The sequence below is a fragment of the Geobacillus zalihae genome (assembly GCF_030414215.1).
GTDB lineage: Bacteria > Bacillota > Bacilli > Bacillales > Anoxybacillaceae > Geobacillus > Geobacillus zalihae.
On record NZ_CP129217.1, the window covers coordinates 297693 to 321876 of the forward strand.

Genomic DNA, 24184 nt, shown 5'->3' on the forward strand with positions numbered 1-24184 from the left:
TTAACGCGGCCAATACGAACGACATATCGGTCATATACTCGAGCAGCAAGGTGGTTCACTCCTTTGTAGTCGAAGGTGTCCCAAGTATGGGACACCTTTTTTGATGATGTTTGGCTAGTCCACAATGCCAAGCCGCGAATCATGTTGCTTTCTTCTCTTTCGTTGACAGTCTGCACTCTTCACGGGCCGCTTCGATACCGAAGCAGCACGCATCACTCACGATGCGAAAAATGTTGCCGAATGACGGTGGTATGGAGGATATTGGAAAAAGCGGTGCGCAACGTCGAACGGATGTCCTCCCTCATGTCGGATTGACGACCGCTTCCTTTTCCTCTTCAAGCAGCTGTCGGCGCTGCATATTGTCAAACAGAGCGGTCATCGGACAAAAACGGGTGATCCCTTCTCCGACTTTCATCGCTCCAAGCAAAGCGGCCCACAAATAGGATGTGCACCAAGGCCGCCGAGCCAGGCGGGCGGTGGCCCAGGCGATGACAGTCAGGCCAACCGTGATGCGAATCAATGCGTTCACAATGCCGATATTCGCCATCGGTCTGTCCCCTCCTTAATATTTTTTATTGTGAAAGTCGCTTTTGTGCGTTAAAATGGTTGTATGGAACGATTAGGAAACAAGGGACGGGGTATCAATGGGCGAACAACGTTACCGATGGAAAGGCAGCGAACTGCGTGCACAAGCAGCGGTGATTGATGGCAAACAATCGCCGACGAAAGTATTGGTGAATGCGACGTATTTGCACTCGTATTTTCGTGAATGGGTAAAAGGAAACATATGGATCCATGGAGATCGCATCGTGTATGCCGGAGAGCGTCTTCCTGATCAGGTCGACGAGGCGTGTGAAATCGTCGACTGCCGTGGATATGTGCTCGTTCCCGGCTACATCGAGCCGCATGTCCATCCATTTCAATTATATAATCCCCATTCATTTGCCCGTTATGCAGCGGCGCACGGAACAACAACACTCCTCAACGATAACTTGTTTTTGCTTTTGCAGCTCGATGATGAAGAAGCGCTTTTCTTTTTACAAGAAATGAATGCGCTTCCAACGTCGATGTATTGGTGGTGCCGATTTGATGGGCAAACGGAGCTCGAGCGCGAAGAGGAACAAGTGTCCAATGCTCGGATCAAGCGCTGGCTTGACCAAGAGGCGGTGCTTCAAGGCGGTGAGTTGACCTCATGGCCAAAAGTGGCGAGCGGCGATGACATCATCTTGTACTGGATGCAAGAAGCGCATCGGCGACGCCGCAAAATTGAAGGGCATTTTCCGGGGGCGTCGGAAAAGACGCTTGTCAAAATGGCGCTCTTTGGCGCAGATGGCGATCATGAGGCAATGACGGGAAAGGAAGTGCGCATGCGCCTTTGGCACGGCTATACCGTCGCGCTTCGGCATTCCTCGATTCGCCCCGATTTGCCGGTGCTGCTTGAAGAGATGAAAGCGCTTGGCATCCGGCATTATGATAAATGCTTGTTGACGACGGATGGCTCGCCGCCATCGTTTTATGAGAATGGAGTGATCGATTGGCTGATCCGCATCGCGATCGAGCATGGCGTGCCGGTGATCGATGCCTATGCGATGGCGACGATCAACGCCGCCCGCCACTACGGCATCGAGCATCTTCACGGCAGCATTGCCACCGGCCGCATCGCTCATATCAACTTTTTGCGCTCGGCTCACGATCCGACGCCGGCGCAAGTGCTCGCCAAAGGCGAATGGGTGAAGCGCGATGGAGAAGCGCCGCCTCTCTGGCCAGATCTGGAATGGGGGCAGTTTGGCATTCGGCCGTTATCGTTGCCATGGGAGGTGGACTGGAATGATTTGCAGTTTTCGATGCCGATGGGACTGCGCATGGAAAACGCCGTCATTTTAAAACCGTATTCCGTGTCGATTGATACGTCGCGCGATCGTTTAGGGCATGACCATGATGAGTGTTTTCTGGCCTTGTTTGACCGAAACGGCCGCTGGCGCGTCAATACGATGTTAAAAGGTTTTTCATCGGTGCTTGGCGGGCTGGCGAGTTCTTACTCGAACACCGGGGATTTGATTTTGATCGGCAAGCATAAGGAAGATATGATGCTCGCCTTCCGGCGGATGAAGGAGATCGGCGGCGGCATTGTGCTCGCTGAGGACGGAGAGATTTTGTTTGAGCTCTCGCTTCCTTTAGGCGGCATGATGTCCTCCTTGGAGGTGGATGAATTGATCAACGAAGAAAAAACGTTCGTCCGTTTGCTGCGTGAGCGCGGATATCCATTCGAAGACCCGGTGTATTCGCTGCTGTTTTTACAGTCAACCCACCTGCCGTATGTGCGTGTCACGCAACGCGGGATTTATGATGTCATGCACAAAACGGTACTCTTTCCTTCGATAATGCGGTAAAATAAAAAAGAAAAGGTTGTGTGTCCATTGAAACATTGGCTGTTCGCTGTCAGTTGCGCGGTATTGTTGTTAGGCGGCTGCACGACCAAAAGCGAGCCGAAGCACGCCGAACCGGCTCCTCGGCAGGAGCAGCCGTCCAAGCCTCGGGCGGAGGAACAACAAACGTTCCCGCTGACGGGGCTGCCGGCGAAAGGGAACATCCATCAGCGGGTCGTCGGCGTGATGATCAACAACCACCCGAAGGCGCGCCCACAGTCGGGATTAAGCAAGGCGGACATCGTGTATGAGGTGCTCGCCGAGGGCGATATCACCCGTTTGTTGGCGTTGTATCAAAGCGAATTGCCGGAGCGGGTCGGACCGGTGCGAAGCGCGCGTGATTACTATATTGACTTGAGTGAAGGTTACCATGCACTGTATGTATGCCATGGCTGGAGTCCGGAGGCGAAAGCGCGTCTTGAGGGAGGCGGAATCGACTATTTGAACGGATTGTTTTATGACGGCACATTGTTTCAGCGCGTCCCGTTCCGCAAGGCGCCGCACAACTCGTACATTACGTTTGCCAACATTGAAAAAGGGGCGGAACAAAACGGGTATGCTTGGACGGACCACGTTGCCCCGCTATCGTTTCGCACCGATGAGCCGAGCGGCCAAAAGGTCGGGACGGTTCACATCGCCTATTCGCATCGCGCCTATGCCCAGGTCGAATACCAATATGTTTCGGAACAAAAGGGGTATTACCGGTACAGCGGCGGCGAGCAAACGATCGATTATGATACGCATAAGCCGGTTGTCGTGCAAAACGTCATGATCATCGCCGCCCACCATCAAGTGGTTGACAGCCACGGGCGGCGCGACATCGACCTCGTCTCCGGCGGCAAGGGGTACTTGCTGCAGGGCGGCGTCATGCAGCTGATCGAATGGAAAAACGTCGACGGCCGGCTGCTGCCGTACCATAACGGGGCTCCGATCGGATTCGTGTCGGGAAAAACGTGGATCAATATCGTGCCGGAACTGGCGATCGTCCAGTGGAAATCATAACCGCCTTGTCTGTTGCAAGGCAAAGGGGCGGTGGATTCGCAGATTGGTTGGCTACAACATTTTTCCCGCCAAAACGCAAGGAGGAAGCAGCTATGCAAATTGACAAACTGCGCGGCAGAGAGTTGGATCAACTGTTTAAAGCGATTTTATCGCTGCGCGATTTAGAAGAATGTTACCGTTTTTTTGATGATTTATGCACCGTGAATGAAATCCAGGCGCTCGCCCAGCGGCTTGAGGTCGCCCGCATGCTGCGCGAAGGATATACGTATCACAAAATCGAAACGGAAACCGGAGCGAGCACGGCGACGATTTCGCGCGTCAAGCGCTGCCTCAACTACGGCAATGATGCTTACGCCATGGCGCTCGATCGCATTAAAGAGGAGCAACAGCAAGAAGAGAAAGAAGCCAACGAAGCGGTCACAGACTGACGCGGCAAGGAGATTCCTTCCATTTGCAAAGGAACTCCTTTTCTTTTTGCGGATTTGTTATAATGGAACAATGGAGACGGAGTGGAGGGTTGCCGCTATGGAGGAGATTCGCGCTTGGCGCCATGTGTTTAAACTCGACCCGAATAAACCGATTGATGACGAGCGCCTTGAGCGCCTTTGCGAGTCGGGAACGGATGCCGTCATCGTCGGCGGAACCGACGGGGTGACCATCGACAACGTGCTGGATTTATTGGCTCGCATCCGCCGTTTTTCGGTGCCATGCGCGCTCGAAGTCACCGACGTCGAAGCGCTGACGCCGGGATTTGACGTATATTTGGTTCCGATCGTGTTAAACAGCCGGCAGGCGGAGTGGATCATCGGCCGTCATCATGAGGCGGTGAAACAATACGGCGATGTCATGAACTGGGATGAGATTTTCGCTGAAGGTTACTGCATTTTAAATCCAGCCTGCAAAGCGGCGGAGCTAGCCGAGGCCGACGCGGCGCTCACCGATGATGATGTCGTGGCGTACGCCCGCCTCGCCGCACATTTGTACAGGTTGCCGATTTTTTACCTTGAGTATAGCGGCGTCTATGGCGATCCGTCTTTAGTGGAAAAAGTGAAACAAGTGCTTGATCAGACGCAGCTGTTTTATGGTGGAGGGATCACAACGCCTGAGCAGGCGGAGCATATGGCGCGTTATGCCGATACGGTGGTCGTCGGCAACGCGATTTACGACGCGTTCGAACAGGCGTTGGCGACGGTGGCGGCGGTGAAGCAGATGGCTGGTCAACGCAGCGGCGATGATGGAAAATAGAACATATGGTTTATTGGTGGTGGACATGATGAATTTTTTATCGGAAAAGCTGCTTGCGCATTTAAACAAAGAGCAGCAAGAAGCCGTTAAAACGACAGAAGGCCCATTGCTCATCATGGCGGGAGCGGGCAGCGGAAAAACGCGCGTGCTGACGCACCGGATCGCCTATTTGATGGCGGAAAAACAGGTGGCGCCGTGGAATATTTTAGCCATTACGTTTACGAACAAAGCGGCGCGTGAAATGAAGGAGCGGGTGCAGGCGCTCTTAGGCGGGGCGGCGGAAGACGTGTGGATTTCGACGTTCCATTCGATGTGCGTCCGCATGCTGCGCCGCGACATTGACCGCATCGGCATCAATCGCAATTTTTCCATCCTTGACCCGACGGATCAGCTTTCGGTCATCAAAGCGATTTTGAAAGACAAAAATATCGATCCAAAAAAATTTGAGCCGCGGACGATTTTAGCGACGATCAGCGGGGCGAAAAACGATTTGCTCACGCCCGAGCAATTCGCGAAGCGGGCATCGACGTACTACGAAAAGATCGTCGGCGACGTGTACCAAGAGTATCAACAGCGCCTTCTCCGGAATCATTCGCTCGATTTCGACGATTTGATCATGACGACGATCCACTTGTTTGACCGCGTGCCGGATGTGCTCCACTATTACCAATATAAGTTCCAGTACATCCATATTGATGAGTATCAGGACACGAACCGCGCCCAATATACGCTTGTCAAAAAGCTGGCAGAACGCTTTCAGAACATTTGCGCCGTTGGCGACGCTGACCAGTCGATTTACCGGTGGCGCGGGGCGGACATTCGCAACATTTTATCGTTTGAGCGCGACTACCCGAACGCGAAAGTCATTTTGCTTGAACAAAACTACCGCTCGACGAAACGCATTCTGCAGGCGGCAAATGAAGTCATTGCGCATAACGTCAATCGAAAGCCAAAGCGGTTGTGGACGGAAAACCCGGAAGGGAAGCCGATCGTCTATTATGAAGCGATGAACGAAGTGGACGAAGCGCAATTTGTCGCCCGCCGCATTCAAGAGGCGGTTGAGAGCGGGGAGCGCCGCTACCGCGATTTTGCCGTGCTTTATCGGACGAACGCCCAGTCGCGCGTCATCGAGGAAATGTTTTTAAAAGCGAACATTCCGTACCAAATCGTCGGCGGCTTAAAGTTCTATGACCGGAAAGAAATTAAAGACATTCTCGCTTACTTGCGCGTCATCGCCAACCCCGATGACGATTTGAGCTTGCTTCGCATCATCAACGTGCCAAAGCGCGGCATCGGCGCCTCTACGATCGACAAACTTGTCCGCTATGCGGCCGAGCATGAGCTGTCCTTGTTTGAAGCGCTCGGCGAGCTGGAGATGATCGGCTTCAGCGCGAAGACGGCCGGGGCGCTCGCCGCGTTTCGCGGACAGCTTGAGCAATGGACGCAGCTGCAAGAATACGTTCCGGTGACGGAACTTGTGGAGGAAGTGCTCGACCAATCGGGCTACCGCGAGATGCTCAAGGCGGAACGGACGATTGAAGCGCAAAGCCGGCTTGAGAACTTGGACGAGTTTTTGTCGGTGACAAAGCATTTTGAAAATGTGAGCGACGATAAATCGCTCATCGCCTTTTTAACCGACTTGGCGCTCATTTCTGATTTGGACGAGCTGAATGGGACAGATCAGGCGGCCGAGGGCGATGCCGTCGTCTTCATGACGCTGCACGCCGCCAAAGGGCTTGAGTTTCCGGTCGTGTTTTTGATTGGCATGGAAGAAGGCATTTTTCCGCATCTTCGTTCACTGGAGAATGAGGATGAAATGGAAGAAGAGCGGCGGCTGGCGTATGTCGGCATCACTCGGGCCGAGGAAGAGCTCGTATTGACGAACGCGCAAATGCGGACGCTGTTTGGCAACATCCAAATGAACCGGCCGTCGCGCTTTTTAGATGAGATTCCCGCGCATTTGCTGGAGACAGTCTCGCGCGGGAAACCGTCTGTTTCCCGTTCAGCGTCCGCTCGCTTGCAGGCAGGCGGCGCCATCGGGGTGTGGAAAGTCGGCGACCGGGCGAACCATCGGAAATGGGGAATCGGTACGGTTGTCAGTGTCCGTGGCGAAGGTGACGACCAAGAACTCGATATCGCCTTCCCGAGCCCGATCGGCATTAAACGTCTGCTCGCTAAATTTGCGCCGATTGAGAAAGTATAGAAAGGAGAACGGGTGAACGTATGGACCGCCAACAAGCCGAACGGCGCGCGGCCGAGCTGCGCGAACTGTTGCACCGCTATGGCTACGAATATTATGTGCTCGACCGGCCGTCCGTCCCGGACGCCGAGTATGACCGGCTCATGCAAGAGTTGATGGCCATCGAGGAACAGTATCCGGAATTGAAAACGAGCGACTCGCCGACCCAGCGCATCGGCGGCCCGCCGCTTGAGGCGTTTCGCAAAGTGACGCATGTTGTTCCCATGATGAGTCTCGCGAACGCGTTTGGCGAAGGCGACTTGCGCGATTTTGACCGCCGCATCCGCCAGGAAGTCGGCGAAGCAGCGTACGTATGCGAGTTGAAAATCGACGGCCTCGCCGTCTCGGTCCGCTATGAAGATGGTTATTTCGTGCAAGGAGCGACGCGCGGCGACGGAACGACGGGCGAGGACATTACAGAAAATTTGAAAACGATCCGCTCGCTGCCTCTCCGCCTGAAAGAACCGGTGTCGCTTGAGGCGCGCGGCGAAGCGTTTATGCCGAAAGCGTCGTTTTTGCGCTTGAATGAGGAGCGAAAAGCCCGCGGCGAGGAGCTGTTTGCCAACCCGCGCAACGCGGCGGCCGGCTCGCTCCGCCAGCTCGACCCGAAAGTGGCGGCGTCGCGCCAGCTCGATTTGTTCGTTTATGGTTTGGCCAATGCTGAAGAGCTTGGCATTGAGTCGCACAGCGAGGCGCTCGACTACTTACAGGCGCTTGGGTTTAAAGTGAATCCCGAGCGGCGGCGCTGCGCCAACATCGATGAGGTGATCGCCTTCGTCAACGAGTGGCACGAAAAACGGCCGCAGCTGCCGTACGAAATCGACGGCATCGTCATTAAAGTCGACTCGTTCGCCCAACAGCGGGAGCTTGGTACGACGGCAAAAAGCCCGCGCTGGGCGATCGCCTACAAATTCCCAGCCGAGGAAGTGGTGACGACGCTCATCGGCATTGAGGTGAACGTCGGCCGCACGGGCGTCGTCACGCCGACCGCGATCTTAGAGCCGGTCCGCGTCGCTGGCACGACCGTGCAGCGCGCCACTCTTCATAATGAAGATTTTATACGGGAAAAAGACATTCGCATCGGCGATGCGGTCATCATTAAAAAAGCGGGCGACATCATCCCGGAAGTGGTCGGCGTCGTCGTCGACCGGCGCGACGGGGATGAAACGCCGTTTGTCATGCCGACGCATTGTCCGGAATGCGAAAGCGAGCTCGTCCGCCTGGATGGAGAAGTGGCGCTCCGTTGCTTAAACCCGAAATGCCCGGCCCAGCTGCGCGAACGGCTCATCCATTTTGCTTCAAGAGCAGCGATGAACATTGAAGGGTTGGGCGAAAAAGTCGTCACCCAACTGTTTAACGCTGGCCTCGTCCACGATGTCGCCGATTTGTACTGCTTGACGAAAGAACAGCTCATCAGTTTGGAACGGATGGGCGAAAAGTCAGCAACCAACTTGCTTGCAGCGATTGAGGCATCGAAGCAAAACTCGCTCGAGCGGTTGCTGTTCGGTCTTGGCATCCGCTACGTCGGGGCGAAAGCCGCCCAACTTTTGGCTGAGCATTTTGAAACGATGGAGCGGCTGGAAAAAGCGACGAAAGAGGAATTGATGGCCGTGCCGGAAATTGGCGAGAAAATGGCGGACTCGATCATCGCCTTCTTTTCCCAGCCAGAAGCGGCCGAGCTGCTCCATGAGCTGCGGCTTTACGGCGTCAACATGGCATACAAAGGGCCGAAGCGGGCGGCTGAAGCGCCTGCTGACTCCGCCTTCGCCGGCAAAACGGTCGTCTTGACCGGCAAACTCGCGTCGATGTCGCGCAATGAGGCAAAAGAAGAGATTGAACGGCTCGGCGGGCGCGTCACCGGCAGCGTCAGCCGCAGCACCGACATCGTCATCGCCGGTGAGGACGCCGGATCGAAGCTGGAGAAAGCCCAGCAGCTTGGCATTGAGATTTGGGACGAATCACGATTTTTGCAAGAGATCAACAGGGGGAAACGATGAAACGAATCTCACCACTTCGCAGTTTGGTTGCCTGCCGTTGGACGAATCGGGCCCGAAAGCGGTTGGCCGCTGTCGGCCTCGCTTCGATTTGTTTGTTGTCTGCGTGTGCGCCGAAGTTTGACAAAGGTGAGGAAGTCGTGCAAGACAAAGGCAGCAAACAGCAAGAAGCCGTCATCCCGAAATACAACATTGCCGACTCGTATTACCGCGTCATCCTTCCGTTCAAACCGTCCGGGGCCCGTGGGGAGGTCGTCAATGATGTAAATACGCGCCTTGATGTCGACGAATTTGAGACGGGGCTCATGCGCTTGGCCACTGAGCAGTTTCCGGCAGATGAGTACTTGTTCCAAGAAGGGCAATATTTAGACAGTGAGACGGTTGGAAAATGGCTCGCTCGCAAGAAGACGGCTCGCCAGCTGAAGGAAGAGAAAATGAAGCCGGAAGACAACATCGGCTTAAACCCACCGATTGGCGACACGGGAACAAACGAACAAAAAAACAAACAAAGCCCGATTTATTTGGCGAGCATTTTGGAACATGATTATTTGGTGAAGATCGACAACGACAAAGTGAAGCTCGGCGGCATCGCTATCGGCCTGGCGTTAAACTCCGTCCACTATTATTCGACCGAGCAAGGCTATCCGCGGGAGGTCAAAATCAAAGACGATGTCATCGAACGGGAAGGAAAGCGGATCGCCGCCGAGGTGCTGAAGCGGCTGCGGAGCATGAAAGGGCTTGGGAACGTGCCGATTACGATCGCCCTGTACAAACAAGCGCCCCGTTCATCTGTTGTTCCAGGCCACTTTTTCGCCGTCGCCCATGTCGATGAAGGAAGCAGCACCATCGATGATTGGGAGGCGGTGAACGAGGAATATTATGTATTCCCGTCTGATGAGGCGGAAGAGAACCATCGTGATGACTGGCTCAAATTCAACAATTTTAAATCAGATGTTGAAGACTTTTTCCCGAACTACACCGGCATCGTCGGCAGAGGGTTGTACGTCAACGACCAGCTTCAGAAGTTAACGATCAACATTACGATGCCGTTTTACGGCAAAGCGGAAGTGATCGGCTTTACCCAATACGTGACCGGTTTGGTGATGGAAAAATTCCCGGACTACATCACCGTTAATGTCTACATCGCCTCGGCCGGCCAGCCGGAAAGCCTCATCGTGCGTCAGGCGAAAGCAGACGAGCCGTTTGTGCATATTTATCAATGACAACGTGCCGCATCCTCTCTGGACGAGCCAGAGGGGATGCGGTTTTTGCGACGTTGCGGTTCGAAAAGGCTGTTGTAAACGGATTCGGTGGCAGCCTGTCGGTGTGATTTGCCGGATGGGGGACAGACTGATAAAATAATGAAGACCTAGATGCGAGTAAAGGTGTGTCGCGATCATGAAAGCCATCTGTGTGTTTTGCGGATCAAGTTATGGACAAAGTGTAAAATACAAGGAAGCGGCGAAAGCGCTCGGAACGTTTCTCGCCCAAAGCGGCACGACGCTTATTTACGGCGGCGGAAAACGCGGCTTGATGGGGGAAATCGCGGAGGCGGCGCTTCGCCATCAAGGGCGTGTGATCGGCATCATTCCGCAGTTTTTAAAAGACAGGGAAGTGGCGCATGACCGGTTGAGCGAGCTGGTGGTCGTCGATACGATGCATACGCGCAAGGCGAAAATGTATGAAGCGGCCGACGGGTTTATCGCCTTGCCAGGCGGGTATGGGACGTATGAAGAGCTGTTTGAAGTGCTCTCATGGTCGCGCGTCGGCCTCCACCAAAAACCGATTGGCCTGCTTAACGTGGAAGGGTTTTTCGATCCTCTTCTTCATTTGCTTCGGCATACAGTCGAAAACGGATTTGCCGCGCCGGAAGATCTCAAGCTGATCGTCAGCGCCGAAGACGTTCCGACGCTGTATGAGCGGATGAGCCTGTTCCGCCATCATCGTAGACAGTGATGACGGGTCTTTTTATGCGATCATGACGGTGCATTTGATCTTTCAAGGCCAATCAAAACGATGGTGCGGGCTGCCAGTGGTTCATCAAGCCTGTGCATTGTTCACTTCATGGGCGACGCGAATGCCGGATTCAATGGCGCCTTGAATCCATCCGTGGTGGGTGGAAGCGTGTTCCCCGGCAAAATGCACCCTCCCTTCGGGAGTGGCGATATACGGCGACAGCTCCGTCACTTGATTCGGCTTCATCATCGTGAAGGCACCGCCGGAGTACGGATAGCGAACCCAGCTATGGCTCGTTCCGGTTTCAAATTCACGGTATACTTGCTCTCCATAGAGGATCGCTAAATTTTTCAGCGTATATTCCAGTCGCTCTTCATCGCCCAAGCTGTCCCAAGGAATGGTGTCATCTTCCCACGTATAGCTCGCCAATACGACACCTGGCCCCGTGGTGCCAATGCCTTGGCTTGGATATTGTGTATACGTAATCGGCAGATCGGAAACCGCTCTGCCCCCAAACATGCCTTCTTTTTCCCAAAACCGCGTTTTAAACTGGATGCCCGTTTTCGTCGAACCGGCATAGTGAAGTTCACGAATGGCTTTCCATTTGTTTTCGGAAAATGAATGGCGGGGTTCGATGTCGACAAACTGCAAAATCGAAAATGGGATGGTGACGATTGCTCGATCGGCGGTGACTTGAAACGGTTGAAGAATTTTGGTGTGCGTGGCGTGGATGGTGACGCCGTTTTCGCGCTGGACGATTTTTTGCACTTTGTGGCTGAAAAGGATATCATCTTTCAGCTGCGGCAAAAAGGCTTTTGGAAGCCGGTCGTTTCCGCCGACGATTTCGTAAAAACGGATGTTCGGGGTAAACAGCACCATCAATTCACGCAACATTTCCAGAAACGACAGTTCCGGCAATCCCCCAAGCGAAAGAACGGCTTTGATCATATCGATGGCGCCGATGGACAACGATAGGCCAAACGGATTGTAACGCAAATAGGCGTCCAGCGAATAGCGGTCGAGCCGTTCGATGACAATTGGCCAATGGTTTTCCGGATTTTGTTCAATGAATTGAACGACCGGACGAATGGCCATCTGCAATAACTCGGAAGCGGTTTTTCCCCGTTCGTGGGGGGCGACGGGAAAGCCAAAGAGGCCGGGATGCCGCTCATATTCGCCAAGGCGTGCTTTCACACCGCGGAAATATAAAATGTCGCGCGGGGTGCTGTTGATAAACGGGTGGAGCGGCAAGTTGAATTTTTTGATATATTCCAATGTCAATTGATGGGTGTGCGGGATGCGCATCGCGCCGGCTTCGAGATACTGGTCGTCGCGAAAGTGGGAGCGGAGCGTGTAGATGCGGCCGCCGACCCGCTCGGATGCTTCTAAGATGGTGATGCGATGGCCGGCTTGCTTCAGCAATGACGCTGCGACAAGCCCGGCCATCCCGGCGCCGATGATGACGATATGTTGAGGCGCCGTCGTTTTCTTTAAGCCGTGGCGAATAATCGAGATCATCGTTTCCATTGAGAGTTTTGGAGAAACATACGGGTGGGACACGGTTGGACTCCCCCTTTGCCGTTTTCACCGCGCGAGGATGAAGGTGCGGTTATTCCATCTTATTCCGCGGCAAAGGGGAGTATGTGAGAATAGGAATGCCCGTCACGGCCTGGAAACGATATACGTCGCGCCATCGATTTCGATGGAGCGCTGTTCCTGCACCCCCACAATCCGGCACGAAAACGGGCGCGTTGATGGATGACGTCGGTCAGCCTCATAGAACCGAATCGCAATGCCGCCGACAGCGAGCTTCGCATACGCTCCCGCCTCATCGCGCCCCACATCGGGTTTGGGCAAGTCAAACAGCCGGCGGTAGCCGTTGACTGCCCGCTGGAGATCGAGGGTGTAGATGCTAATTGACGACAGCGAAACAGAGCCAATCGGGTGTCTCATGAGCGGTGCCAGCTCGTTCATCCGCACGTCATCGCCGTCGCCCCATTGGATGAAAAACGGATAGCGAAATGCACCGTCTGTGTCGTCTTCGATAAACAGCATCGACCATGTCAGCCGCTTGCCGTCATCGCGCTCGCGGCTGCCGGGGAGCGGACCGATTGGGGTAAACCCGTTTCGTTTGAGATGTGCCGCCACCGCTTCGATGTTGTTCGTGCGGAAGGCAAATTGGGAGAAGCCGTTTCCTTCTTGGCGGTCGGCGACAAGCTGGGCGATGAGCGGATTTCCGCACGTTCTCGCCGCCTGTCTATCAGCAATGCCGATCCATTCAATGTAGCGCAAATGCTCAAAGTAACATAAGGCGTTGTACGTTCCCCATGACGGATGGCGGCCGCCATGGATGGCTGTAAACCCCCATTGTTCAAACGCCGTTTTCGCTTGCTCGGGTCGTTCGACCAGATGGACGAGATGGTCAAACACGACATGCATGGCGGCGGCCTCCTCCTAGATGGAATCGATCAGCGGAACAGCATTTCTTTGAGCTTGTAAATGATTCGTTCGTTATCGACGGTGCGGTGGGCGATAAAATTCAAATCGAGCTTGATGTCTTCGATTTGGGTGGACAATTGTTCGTAACGGGAATCCATTTTTTGTTCGAGGCGGTCCACCGTTTGTTTCAATGAGGAAAATTCCCGGTGAAGCTGGTGGATGTCAGCAGCGAGAGCTTCCAGTTTGGCGTCTGTTTCGTCTTGGCGGTGGAGGAGAGCAGCCACGATGCCGTTCAATTCCGTTTGCCCAGCGCGAAGCGAATCTTGTTCTTGACGCAGACGCTGTTGTTCCAAACGGATTTCCTGCTGCTCTTTTCGGATTTCTTGCTGTTCTCTCCGAATTTCTTGTTGCTCTTTCCGAATTTCTTCTTGTTCCTGGCGAATGGCGATTTGTTCACGCTCGAGCCGCTCTTGGCCTTCTACGAGCTTTTGCAGTGTGCTGTCCATGGCGTTCAGGCGATCAAGCACTTGGGCGAGCAAAGCGTCACTCATCGTCATGATTCCCCCTTTTTTCGTCTGTTATGGCCATTATAGTACATATGTTCGGGGTTGTCAATCAAGAAAATTTGAACATCCATGGCGGACAAACTCCTTCCCATTCCTTGTTTGTCAACGGTTTATTCCATATCGATGCCCAACAATCCTCCCGATTTTTGTCAGCAGCATCCAAAATATGAGATGTTCACATGGAAGCAAATACTTTTGGCAATGAGATGAAGAGCTTTGGAAAAATATGAGGGCAAATCGTTTCATCTTTATAGTGCACTCCCGCTTGGTGAAACTTTTGATCTTGCAAGGCATATTTTTCGACGGTCTCATGAACCGGATCGACAATCCAGTATTCTCTGACACCAGCTTGTTCGTAGTTGTGAAATTTCGTAATGCGGTCGTGTTTGGCGGTAGATGGAGAAAGAACTTCTACGATAAGATCAGGCGCCCCATAAATTCGCTCATCACCAATTTTTTGTTTGTCACAAACAACAATGAAATCGGGAATATACCAATCTTTAATGTCATGAAGAGGAGTATCTTTTGTTGCGAATAAACATACATCGATCGGTGCGACAAATACTTCACACGAGGAATGGTGTAGAAAGTCGAAAAACTGTGCTGACAAAGCTGTCACGATACGTTGATGTCTTGGTGTAGGTGAAGGAGTCATAAATAGGACGCCGTCAATTCCCTCATATCGTTTTTCCTCAGGGAAGTTTACGTAATCTGCATATGTCCATGGATGATTTTGATTTGGCAGCGACATGCAATTTCCCTCCTTGTGCTTTCATTTTATCGTATTTCTTTGAATAAAAAAAGGCGTCACGAGCGATTCCTTCCTGTGTCTAAATTAGGAGCGCGTCCTTTTTCTCCCATCAACCGTTTACTCATGCGAGTGACGTCCTATTGTGCGCTGTTCAGGAAAACGAAATATTCCTACATCAAAATTAAATCCTCCCGGTTTCACGCCTGCCTTCGCTATTGGGGGGTGTTATGGAACGTTGTATTCATTTGCATCGCGAATATGTAGATTGATTCTCGCTCAGAACACGCGGCAACTGTTGCTTCATTCGTTGAAAGTTTGGTATCATCATGGTATTGTGATAGGTCGAACTCGTTGGAGGTGAAACCATGTCGCGAATTTCGATTGACCAAGTCAAACACGTCGCCGACCTAGCGCGATTGGCGATTACGGATGAAGAGGCGGAGATGTTTGCGAAACAGCTCGATGCGATCATTACATTTGCCGAGCAGTTGAATGAATTGGATACGGAGAATGTTCCGCCGACTTCGCACGTGCTTGATATGAGAAACGTGATGCGCGAGGATATTCCAGAACCGGGGCTGCCGCGCGAAGAAGTGTTGAAAAACGCGCCGGATCAGCAAGACGGCCAGTTCCGTGTGCCGGCCATTTTAGAGTAAGGAGGGGGATTTATGTCGCTTTTTGACCATTCCGTGCAAGAATTACATACGTTGCTGCAGAAAAAAGAAGTGTCCGTTTCCGATCTCGTCGACGAATCGTACCGCCGCATCGGCGAAGTGGAAGAGAAAGTGCAAGCGTTTTTAACATTAAATGAAGAACAGGCGAGGGCGAAAGCGAAGGAGCTCGATGACCGGCTCGCCAAAGGTGAAGAAACGAACCCGCTGTTCGGCTTGCCGATCGGCATTAAAGACAACATCGTCACAAAAGGATTGCGCACGACATGCGCCAGCAAAATTCTATACAACTTTGACCCGATTTATGACGCTACTGTCATGGAGCGGCTGCATGCCGCAGGGGCGATCACGATCGGGAAGCTGAACATGGACGAGTTCGCCATGGGCTCGTCGACGGAAAACTCCGGCTTTCAGCTGACGCGCAACCCGTGGGACGTAGAGCGCGTTCCGGGCGGCTCGAGCGGCGGTTCGGCGGCGGCGGTGGCGGCCGGCGAAGTGCCGTTTGCTTTAGGTTCTGATACGGGCGGTTCGATCCGCCAGCCGGCGGCGTTTTGCGGGGTTGTTGGCTTGAAGCCGACGTACGGACGCGTCTCGCGCTTTGGCCTCGTCGCGTTTGCCTCGTCGCTTGACCAAATCGGCCCGATTACGCGCACGGTCGAAGACAACGCCTACTTATTGCAGGCGATAGCGGGTGTCGATCCGATGGATTCGACATCGGCAAATGTTCCGGTGCCAAACTATGTGGAGGCGTTGACCGGGGACATCAAAGGATTGAAAATCGCCGTGCCGAAAGAATATTTAGGTGAGGGCGTCGATGAAGGCGTGCGCCAGTCGGTGCTTGCGGCGCTTGCCGTGCTTGAGAAGCTGGGTGCGGCGTGGGAAGAAGTGTCGCTGCCGCATTCGAAATATGCGCTCGCGACGTACTATTTGCTCGCTTCGTCCGAGGCATCAGCGAACTTGGCTCGCTTTGACGGCGTCCGCTACGGCTACCGGACGGACAACGCGAAAAACTTGATCGATATGTATAAACTGACGCGAAGCGAAGGGTTTGGGGCGGAGGTCAAGCGCCGCATTATGCTCGGGACGTTCGCGTTAAGCTCGGGCTATTACGATGCGTATTACAAAAAAGCGCAAAAAGTGCGGACATTGATCAAACGAGATTTTGAGAACGTCTTTGAACAATATGACGTCATCATCGGCCCGACGACACCGACACCGGCGTTTAAAATCGGTGAGAAAACGAACGATCCGCTGACGATGTATATGAACGACATTTTAACGATTCCAGTCAACTTGGCAGGCGTGCCGGCCATTTCCGTGCCGTGCGGCTTTGTCGATGGCTTGCCGGTCGGCTTGCAAATCATCGGCAAGCACTTTGATGAAAGCACTGTCTACCGCGTCGCCCACGCTTTTGAACAAGCGACCGACTACCATAAGCAAAAACCGGTGTTGTAAGGGGGGGTTAGGTGATGAACTTTGAAACGGTCATCGGACTTGAGGTGCACGTCGAGCTGAAAACGAAATCGAAAATTTTCTCCAGCAGCCCGAACGCGTTCGGCGCGCCCCCGAACACGCAAACGAACGTCATCGACTTAGGGTATCCGGGCGTGCTGCCGGTGTTGAACCGGCAGGCGGTCGAGTTTGCGATGAAAGCGGCGATGGCGTTAAACTGCGAAATCGCGACCGAGACGAAATTCGACCGCAAAAACTACTTTTATCCGGACAACCCGAAAGCGTACCAAATTTCGCAATACGACCAGCCGCTTGGCAAAAACGGCTGGATCGAAATCGAAGTGAACGGGAAAAAGAAAAAAATCGGCATCACCCGCATTCACTTGGAAGAAGACGCCGGCAAGCTGACGCATACGGGCGACGGCTATTCGCTCGTTGATTTTAACCGCCAAGGGACGCCGCTCATCGAGATCGTCTCCGAACCAGACATCCGCTCGCCGGAAGAGGCGTACGCCTACTTGGAAAAATTAAAGGCGATCATCCAATACACGGGCGTCTCCGACTGCAAAATGGAAGAAGGATCGCTCCGCTGCGATGCCAACATTTCGCTCCGCCCGATCGGATCGGACCAATTCGGCACGAAAACGGAGTTGAAAAACTTAAACTCGTTCAACTTCGTCCGCATGGGGCTCGAGTATGAGGCGAAGCGGCAGGAGAAAATTTTGCTTTCAGGCGGCGTCATCCGCCAAGAAACGCGGCGCTTTGACGAAGCGACGAAAACGACCGTCCTCATGCGCGTCAAAGAAGGATCGGAAGACTACCGCTACTTCCCGGAGCCGGACTTGGTCATGCTCTATATTGACGACGAATGGAAAGAGCGTGTCCGCGCCTCGATTCCGGAGCTGCCGGACGCCCGCCGGAAGCGGTATATCGAGGAGTGGGGCTTGCCGGAATACGACGCCAAAGTGCTGACGCTGACCAAAGAAATGGCGGATTTCTTCGAAGCAACGGTCGCAAACGGCGCCGATCCGAAACTGGCGTCGAACTGGCTCATGGTCGAAGTATCCGGGTACTTAAACGCCGAGCAAAAAGAGCTCCATGACATCGCGTTGACGCCGGAAAGTTTGGCTGGGATGATCAAACTCATCCAAAACGGCACGATTTCGTCGAAAATCGCGAAAAAAGTGTTCAAAGAACTCGTCGAACACGGCGGCGACCCAGAGAAAATCGTCAAAGAAAAAGGGCTCGTGCAAATTTCCGACGAAGGAGCGTTGCGCAAAATTGTGCTCGAAGTGCTTGACGCCAACCCGCAGTCGGTGGAAGACTATAAAAACGGCAAAGACCGCGCGCTCGGCTTCCTTGTCGGCCAAGTGATGAAAGCGACGAAAGGACAAGCGAATCCGCCGCTTGTCAATAAGCTGTTAGTAGAGGAAATTGGAAAACGATAATGAAACAATAGGAGGCCTGCCCACCGGCAGGCTCTGTTTTCAATAAAAATTTTTGCACTATTAAAAAAATACAATTGACAAACGTTGTGATCGAATGATAGATTTTTTATAAGAAAAAACCAATTGATTTAGTAGGATATGAAATCTCGAAGGGTCAAAAAGGGGAGAGGAAACGATGAGCAATAAACAAACCTTCCGCCCGGAGACGCTCGCCATCCACGCCGGGCAAAAACCGGATGCGGAAACGGGCGCGCGGGCGGTGCCGATTTACCAAACAAGCTCGTATGTATTCCGCGACAGCGAGCACGCAGCCAATTTATTTGGCTTGAAAGAGGAAGGATACATTTACACTCGCATTATGAACCCGACGAACGACGTGTTCGAAAAACGGATCGCGGCGCTTGAAGGCGGCATTGGAGCGCTTGCGCTGTCATCGGGGCAGGCGGCGGTGTTTTATTCGATCATCAACATCGCCTCGGCGGGCGATGAAATCGTCTCGTCGTCGTCCATTTACGGCGGAACGTACAACTTGTTCGCCCATACGCTGCGCAAGTTCGGCATTACGGTGAAGTTTGTCGATCCGTCTGACCCGGAAAACTTTGAGAAGGCCATCACCGACAAAACGAAAGCGTTGTTTGCGGAAACGATCGGCAACCCGAAAAACGATGTGCTTGACATTGAAGCGGTCGCCGACATCGCCCATCGCCACGCCATTCCGCTCATCGTCGACAACACGGTGGCCAGCCCCTATTTGTTGCGGCCGATTGAATTCGGCGCCGACATCGTCGTCCACTCAGCGACAAAGTTCATCGGCGGGCACGGCAATTCGATCGGCGGTGTGATTGTCGACAGCGGCAAGTTTGACTGGAAAGGGAGCGGCAAGTTTCCGGAGTTCACCGAGCCAGACCCAAGCTACCACGGGTTGGTGTATGTGGACGCCGTCGGCGAAGCAGCGTACATCACGAAAGCGCGCATCCAGCTCTTGCGCGACTTAGGAGCGGCGCTGTCGCCGTTTAACGCGTTTTTGCTTTTGCAAGGGTTGGAGACGCTCCATTTGCGGATGCAGCGCCATAGCGAAAACGCCCTTGCCGTCGCCAAGTTTTTAGAAGAGGAAGAAGCAGTTGAATCGGTCAACTACCCAGGGCTTCCGAGCCATCCGTCGCATGAACTGGCGAAAAAGTATTTGCCGAATGGGCAGGGCGCGATCGTCACGTTTGAAATCAAAGGCGGCGTCGAAGCTGGCAAAAAACTGATCGACTCGGTCAAGCTGTTCTCCCATTTGGCCAACATCGGCGATTCGAAATCGCTCATCATCCACCCGGCCAGCACGACGCACGAGCAGCTGAGCCCGGACGAACAGCTGTCCGCCGGCGTCACCCCGGGCCTTGTGCGTCTGTCCGTCGGCACGGAAGCGATCGACGACATTTTGGACGACTTGCGCCAAGCCATTCGTCAAAGCCAGACGGTGGGGGTGAAGTAGAAGCAACGAAGCGAGAACCATTTAGAAAATAGAAAGAGCGCCCTAATCGACAAACTAGGGCGCTCTTTTTTCATGGAAAAACAAATGAAAGCATGGATTCAAACCATTCGTCAACTCTTTTCTCCCGGAGAATGAACCCGTCTCGCACGGAAAACAGGCTTTATCCGGCGGCAGCGTTCGTTAACGGCGGAAGCCTTTCTGACTCTCTGTGCATGGGGAGATGGCTCACTGGCCAAACAGTCGCTTCAGCGGTTGTGTGCGGCCTTGACGCTCTGGCATGGCTGTTCCCTTTCAAGCGAAGGCTTGAATCAGCCTTTTACCGATCAAGCCGTGGCATTTTTGCGAGAAGTGTTTTTCCTTCTCCTCCTGCATCAACGTCCATTGCTTTTGTCAGCCATGGAGACCTATCGAACTTGTTTTACCCGCCTGCGGATTTTGGACTCCACCAGCTTTTTGGTTTCCGCTGACTATGGGGAAGACTATCGAGGTTCCGTTTCGTCGGGGGTGAAAATTCAGTTTGAATATGACTTGTTATCCGGCGCCTGCCTTCAGCTATGCGTTCAATCGGCCAATGACTCGGACGCTCGTTTTGCTTATCATGCCCAACACACGATTTTACCGAATGACCTATGGATTCGGGATTTGGGCTTTTTCTCCGTTGCCGCACTGGCTGAGATCGACGCCGTGGAGCGTATGATATTACTCGGCTCCGTTCCGATATGAACGTGTATATCAAGGAGAATGGCCAGTGGAAGGAATGGGATTGGGAATCTCTTAGGAATCAATGAGAGGGAGGGGAATCAGTGGAAATGGAACATATGTACATCGGAAAGGAACGCTTGTATGTTCCACGGTTGGTTTTCCGCCGTCTGACGGCGGAAGAATGGCAAAAACGGATGACGTATGTGCGGAAAAAGGAAAAAAGAAAAGGGAAGGCGCTGGCACGCCAAACCCTCGAACAAAAGAAATACCACATCTTACTGACGAATTTACCACAAGAGTCCTTTGATGGTCAAACAGGTTTATGAGCTCTATTCCCTGCGCTGGCAAATGGAATGGTTGTTTAAAGCCTGGAAATCCGTATTGGATTTGGAGAAAGTCAAGGAGATGAAAAAAGAATGTGTCGAATGCCATTTATACGGGACGTTGATTGCCATTGTGGCCACCCAGACGTTTCTGTTTCAAGCTCGGATGTATTGGCATCAAAAGGAAGACATTCAAATCAGTGAACGGAAAGCGCTCGATCTTCTCCAGTCGTATTGGCATCAGTTGCTTTTGCGTTCGCATATGGCGGAAATCAACCTTTTCTCTCTCCTTTCCCTGTTGCGAAAACATGCCAAGAAAGGTCGAAGGAAAGGGGAAGAAACGGCATCAGATATCGTAACGAAATTAGAGATATGGTTGGATATAAATACCAAATACCCCTCTTCTGGAGGGGGATTTGGTATGCCTAATAATGGAGGTGATCCTCATCATTCACTGAGGGGATGAACACGAGTATCGTCTTAAAAATTTTATACCGCTAAACTTGACGGGTATGGGGGGTTCCCGTGTTTTCACATGCACCAAAATAGCCCGATTTGCTGATTTCTTCCTTCAACAGAGAGCATGACATGCTTTGAGAGAGTTCGGTACGATCTTCTCCAAAAGGTACATACCGAAACATTAGAAAAATCTTATGATTTTAATCTATTTTGAATGTGAAAATGTCTCTATCAACAAGGCATCGGTGACATGAGATTCAGGATATAGGGGATGAAATCAGTTTGTTATTCAACTGTATGGGGGGATCAAAACATGAACAAAAAGAAGATTTTGCTTGTTGATGATGATGAAGATATTTGCTGCACAATCAAGCAATATTTGGAGCTTCATCATTATCAGGTAGAAACGGTTCATAGCGGTGTAGAAGCGTTGAAGATGATGAACAACGATTTTGACTTGATTGTGTTGGATATCATGATGGAAGGAATTGACGGAATGGAGTTGTGTCGCTTGATTCGTGACCGCGTCGATGTCCCTATTGTTTTTGTCAGCGCAAAGACGCTGGAGGAAGATAAGGTTCAAGCTTTGGCGATCGGTGGAGATGATTACATCACTAAACCATTCAGCTTAAAGGAGTTAAAGGCGAGAATTGATTGCCATTTAAGAAGGGAGGAACGGATTCGTTCGAACGAGAGATATCTTTTGAGTTCTAAAAATATGACGATTGATCTTTTGGCTAATGAGGTCTTTTGTAAAGGAAAGAAATTGCCGTTCACAAAAAAAGAATATGAGATTGTGAAGTTGTTGATGCTGAACCAAAAGATCGTTTTCTCGAAAGAACGAATATTTGAACGAGTATGGGGGATTGACTCTGAAAGCCAGTTAGACACGGTGGCAGAAAGCATTAAAAATATTCGAAAGAAAATCAAGGCCGTCGATCCAGACACCTCTTATATTCAAACATTATATGGGCTCGGTTATAAATGGGATGTGACCGATGAAAAACAATAAAACGATTAAACGAGATTTTTATTTGTTAGTTGTGAAAGTTGTGCTGGCAACGGCGATTACTTCGGCCTTTACTTATATATGCATCATCTATTTGATTATGACATTAACCACCAACCATGTGGTGAAACCGACCAATTATTTCGTGAAAGATTTGGATTTGATTGAGAAAAAGGTGAAAGAAAACGAAGAAGCTATTTTCAAGGGGAGACTCATTCCCATCCATCGTTACAGCGAAAAGATAAAAGGAGAAGTTGTAGACATCAGCGGCAAGCATCTGTATGGCGATCGCGGAATTGTAGACGGTCAAGTGGATATGAGCAAAGTGATCAACCGTGAGATTGTAAAAGGAAGCTATGTGTATCGGTTCATTCCCGTTCAACATGATAACGCCATTCAGGCGGTGTATGTGTTGAAAGCGCCTTTCGGGTTTATCATTAACAATCAAAATCGCTTCGGAGCCGTGTTGATTTATGCTTTGCTCCTTATTTCTCCGTTGATCTTTTTTATTGTCTATTTGATTTTCTTTACATCAAGGCTGTACAAATCATTGTTTCATAATGTCAGGTTGCTGCTTCAGGCTTCTGATCACATTGCAAGCGGGGATTTTGATTTTCAAGTCTCAGGGTTGAAAAGAAAAGAATTTATGAAAATCCAGGATTCCTTTAATACCATGATCAGTGCGCTGAAAGAAATGGTGGAACGTTTAGCCAAGACCGATGACGAACGGAGAATGATGGTATCATCGATCGCGCATGATATCCGAACCCCGTTGACGGTCATCCAAGGACAAATTGATTTGATTCAAGACTTGCGAAAGTTGGACCACTTTGATCTCACTCCCCATTTAGAGATTATTCGCAAAAACTGTGGGAAGATGACCATGTTGACAGATAATTTGTCGTTGCTCTATAAAGTGGAGAATGACCACTTCTCACTGAATGCAAAAGAAGTGGATGTAAGGCAAATTCTTGATGAGAAAAAACGAGAGATCACAACAATGGTTTATCATCAAAAATCGATAAATATTTGCTTTGATGTGAATTTGCAAAAATCATGTTACATCCTTGATGAAGCGATGTTAATGAGAGTGTTGGACAATATTTTATACAATAGCTTGCGGTTTACCAAAAGCGGAGAAATCAAGTTGGAAGTGCATGATGAAAAAGAGGGGGATGAGCGTAAAATCTATTTTCGCTGTTCCGATACTGGAACGGGGTTTAAAGAAAGCGATACGTCGTTGTTGTTCCAGCCTTTTTACCAAGATCAGCAGTATAAACATCATGTTGGATTAGGGCTGTATATTGCCAAACGAATTGTCAATCATCATGGCGGTGAAATTTGGGCATACAACAACGAAAAAGGCGGCGCGACCGTTGAATTTTATATTCAGGAGCTGGCTGATTGATCATTCCATCTCATGGCTTTTCCGCTGTTGTAGAGAACGGAAGGCGGCTAGGGAGATTCCGATTTCCCTAGCCCATCTCTGAGCCTCTATTTTCTTTTCGCAATGAGAAATTGGTGGTTCACCGTAACAGCCACTTCTTCGTCCGGATTTACACCTTTGATGCTGTAAACCCATCCGAAGTTTAAGTGAGTTCGTTTTTCGTCTTTTTGATCGGGAATGATTTCAATCTTTCGCAGTTCTTTTTTGCTCAAAATTTGATGATGCTCATTGATGGTGATCGTCTCCGCTACTTTCCCGATTGGTTTGTGCAATTGATGTCGATCTACTTTTGCTGCCTGAATGATGTACGTTCGGTCTTGATAGTGAATTTCTTGCAAATTGTCTTTGTTCAACTCATATTTTGGCAATTTCCGATCGATCTCCATATTTTTTGTTGCTGTCTTTTTTAAGTCGCTGACAAGTGAACAACCTCCTATAAAGAGGATCCCGATCAACATGAGGGGTAAGAGGAAGTTTTTCATCGCCACTCTAAAACCTCCCTCTAGAAATGTTGATTTATCAAGGCTTTTCGGCCCCTCCTTTTTGAACATCCCATTGAAAGAGAACCACGGGGG

23 protein-coding genes are annotated in these 24184 nt (G+C 51.5%); 17 read left to right on the top strand and 6 right to left on the bottom strand.

Annotated features, from left to right (window positions below; all coding sequences use genetic code 11):
* Window positions 1–301 precede the first annotated feature (301 nt).
* Entirely contained in the window at window positions 302–547 is a 246-nt protein-coding gene (locus QWV57_RS01590) for a YgaP family membrane protein (RefSeq protein WP_013522825.1), read from the bottom strand.
* 97 nt (window positions 548–644) lie between these two features.
* Here QWV57_RS01590 and QWV57_RS01595 point away from each other — a divergent pair, with 97 nt between their 5' ends.
* From QWV57_RS01595 to QWV57_RS01630, 8 genes are all read left to right on the top strand, one after another.
* Window positions 645–2390, top strand: coding sequence for an adenine deaminase C-terminal domain-containing protein (locus QWV57_RS01595; RefSeq protein WP_301100197.1), 1746 nt, complete (start codon window positions 645–647; stop codon window positions 2388–2390).
* Between the two features lie 27 nt (window positions 2391–2417).
* Complete coding sequence (locus QWV57_RS01600) at window positions 2418–3428, top strand: DUF3048 domain-containing protein (protein ID WP_301100198.1); 1011 nt, start codon at window positions 2418–2420, stop codon at window positions 3426–3428.
* Window positions 3429–3520: 92 nt separating this feature from the next.
* The gene (locus tag QWV57_RS01605) at window positions 3521–3856 is read left to right on the top strand and encodes a YerC/YecD family TrpR-related protein (protein WP_011229782.1); all 336 of its coding nucleotides are present in this window, start codon (window positions 3521–3523) and stop codon (window positions 3854–3856) included.
* A gap of 97 nt (window positions 3857–3953) precedes the next feature.
* Window positions 3954–4673, top strand: coding sequence for a heptaprenylglyceryl phosphate synthase (gene pcrB / locus QWV57_RS01610; RefSeq protein WP_053414305.1), 720 nt, complete (start codon window positions 3954–3956; stop codon window positions 4671–4673).
* 28 nt (window positions 4674–4701) lie between these two features.
* Complete coding sequence (gene pcrA / locus QWV57_RS01615) at window positions 4702–6876, top strand: DNA helicase PcrA (protein ID WP_060788548.1); 2175 nt, start codon at window positions 4702–4704, stop codon at window positions 6874–6876.
* Between the two features lie 20 nt (window positions 6877–6896).
* Window positions 6897–8909 carry an NAD-dependent DNA ligase LigA gene (gene ligA / locus QWV57_RS01620; RefSeq protein ID WP_020753988.1) on the top strand — a complete coding sequence of 671 codons (2013 nt, stop codon included), beginning with the start codon at window positions 6897–6899 and terminating at the stop codon, window positions 8907–8909.
* Entirely contained in the window at window positions 8906–10129 is a 1224-nt protein-coding gene (locus tag QWV57_RS01625; protein WP_033004787.1) for a CamS family sex pheromone protein, read from the top strand. Before ligA ends, QWV57_RS01625 begins: the two co-directional genes overlap by 4 nt.
* Window positions 10130–10304: 175 nt before the next feature.
* Complete coding sequence (locus QWV57_RS01630) at window positions 10305–10862, top strand: LOG family protein (protein ID WP_020753986.1); 558 nt, start codon at window positions 10305–10307, stop codon at window positions 10860–10862.
* An 84-nt stretch (window positions 10863–10946) separates the two neighbouring features.
* Here QWV57_RS01630 and QWV57_RS01635 read toward each other — a convergent pair whose 3' ends face one another.
* From QWV57_RS01635 to QWV57_RS01650, 4 genes are all read right to left on the bottom strand, one after another.
* Entirely contained in the window at window positions 10947–12422 is a 1476-nt protein-coding gene (locus QWV57_RS01635; protein WP_015373824.1) for a flavin monoamine oxidase family protein, read from the bottom strand.
* Between the two features lie 102 nt (window positions 12423–12524).
* Window positions 12525–13301, bottom strand: a complete 777-nt coding sequence (locus QWV57_RS01640) for a VOC family protein (RefSeq protein ID WP_020753983.1) — start codon at window positions 13299–13301, stop codon at window positions 12525–12527.
* A gap of 29 nt (window positions 13302–13330) precedes the next feature.
* Window positions 13331–13858 carry a hypothetical protein gene (locus tag QWV57_RS01645; RefSeq protein ID WP_301100199.1) on the bottom strand — a complete coding sequence of 176 codons (528 nt, stop codon included), beginning with the start codon at window positions 13856–13858 and terminating at the stop codon, window positions 13331–13333.
* 184 nt (window positions 13859–14042) lie between these two features.
* Window positions 14043–14618 carry a Uma2 family endonuclease gene (locus QWV57_RS01650; RefSeq protein ID WP_015373827.1) on the bottom strand — a complete coding sequence of 192 codons (576 nt, stop codon included), beginning with the start codon at window positions 14616–14618 and terminating at the stop codon, window positions 14043–14045.
* Between the two features lie 365 nt (window positions 14619–14983).
* Here QWV57_RS01650 and gatC point away from each other — a divergent pair, with 365 nt between their 5' ends.
* From gatC to QWV57_RS01695, 9 genes are all read left to right on the top strand, one after another.
* Window positions 14984–15274, top strand: a complete 291-nt coding sequence (gene gatC, locus QWV57_RS01655) for an Asp-tRNA(Asn)/Glu-tRNA(Gln) amidotransferase subunit GatC (protein WP_013144149.1) — start codon at window positions 14984–14986, stop codon at window positions 15272–15274.
* A gap of 12 nt (window positions 15275–15286) precedes the next feature.
* Window positions 15287–16744 (top strand): Asp-tRNA(Asn)/Glu-tRNA(Gln) amidotransferase subunit GatA, encoded by a 1458-nt coding sequence (gene gatA / locus QWV57_RS01660; RefSeq protein ID WP_015373828.1) that lies wholly within the window; start codon window positions 15287–15289, stop codon window positions 16742–16744.
* Between the two features lie 14 nt (window positions 16745–16758).
* On the top strand, window positions 16759–18189 hold the full coding sequence (gene gatB / locus QWV57_RS01665) for an Asp-tRNA(Asn)/Glu-tRNA(Gln) amidotransferase subunit GatB (protein WP_129446982.1): 1431 nt from the start codon (window positions 16759–16761) through the stop codon (window positions 18187–18189).
* Between the two features lie 175 nt (window positions 18190–18364).
* Window positions 18365–19669, top strand: a complete 1305-nt coding sequence (locus QWV57_RS01670) for a homocysteine synthase (RefSeq protein WP_020753974.1) — start codon at window positions 18365–18367, stop codon at window positions 19667–19669.
* Between the two features lie 264 nt (window positions 19670–19933).
* Window positions 19934–20392, top strand: coding sequence for a transposase (locus tag QWV57_RS01675; protein ID WP_223810859.1), 459 nt, complete (start codon window positions 19934–19936; stop codon window positions 20390–20392).
* Between the two features lie 80 nt (window positions 20393–20472).
* Window positions 20473–20697, top strand: a complete 225-nt coding sequence (locus QWV57_RS01680) for a hypothetical protein (RefSeq protein WP_223810860.1) — start codon at window positions 20473–20475, stop codon at window positions 20695–20697.
* Window positions 20678–21160 (top strand): transposase, encoded by a 483-nt coding sequence (locus tag QWV57_RS01685; RefSeq protein ID WP_301100200.1) that lies wholly within the window; start codon window positions 20678–20680, stop codon window positions 21158–21160. The genes QWV57_RS01680 and QWV57_RS01685 overlap by 20 nt, the downstream gene beginning before the upstream one ends.
* 306 nt (window positions 21161–21466) lie before the next feature.
* Window positions 21467–22165, top strand: coding sequence for a response regulator transcription factor (locus tag QWV57_RS01690; RefSeq protein WP_081212839.1), 699 nt, complete (start codon window positions 21467–21469; stop codon window positions 22163–22165).
* Window positions 22152–23570 (top strand): HAMP domain-containing sensor histidine kinase, encoded by a 1419-nt coding sequence (locus tag QWV57_RS01695; protein ID WP_301100201.1) that lies wholly within the window; start codon window positions 22152–22154, stop codon window positions 23568–23570. Before QWV57_RS01690 ends, QWV57_RS01695 begins: the two co-directional genes overlap by 14 nt.
* Window positions 23571–23656: 86 nt before the next feature.
* Here the strand turns inward: QWV57_RS01695 and QWV57_RS01700 are convergent, their stop codons facing one another.
* Window positions 23657–24091, bottom strand: a complete 435-nt coding sequence (locus QWV57_RS01700) for a NisI/SpaI family lantibiotic immunity lipoprotein (RefSeq protein ID WP_033005353.1) — start codon at window positions 24089–24091, stop codon at window positions 23657–23659.
* Window positions 24092–24184: the final 93 nt, after the last annotated feature.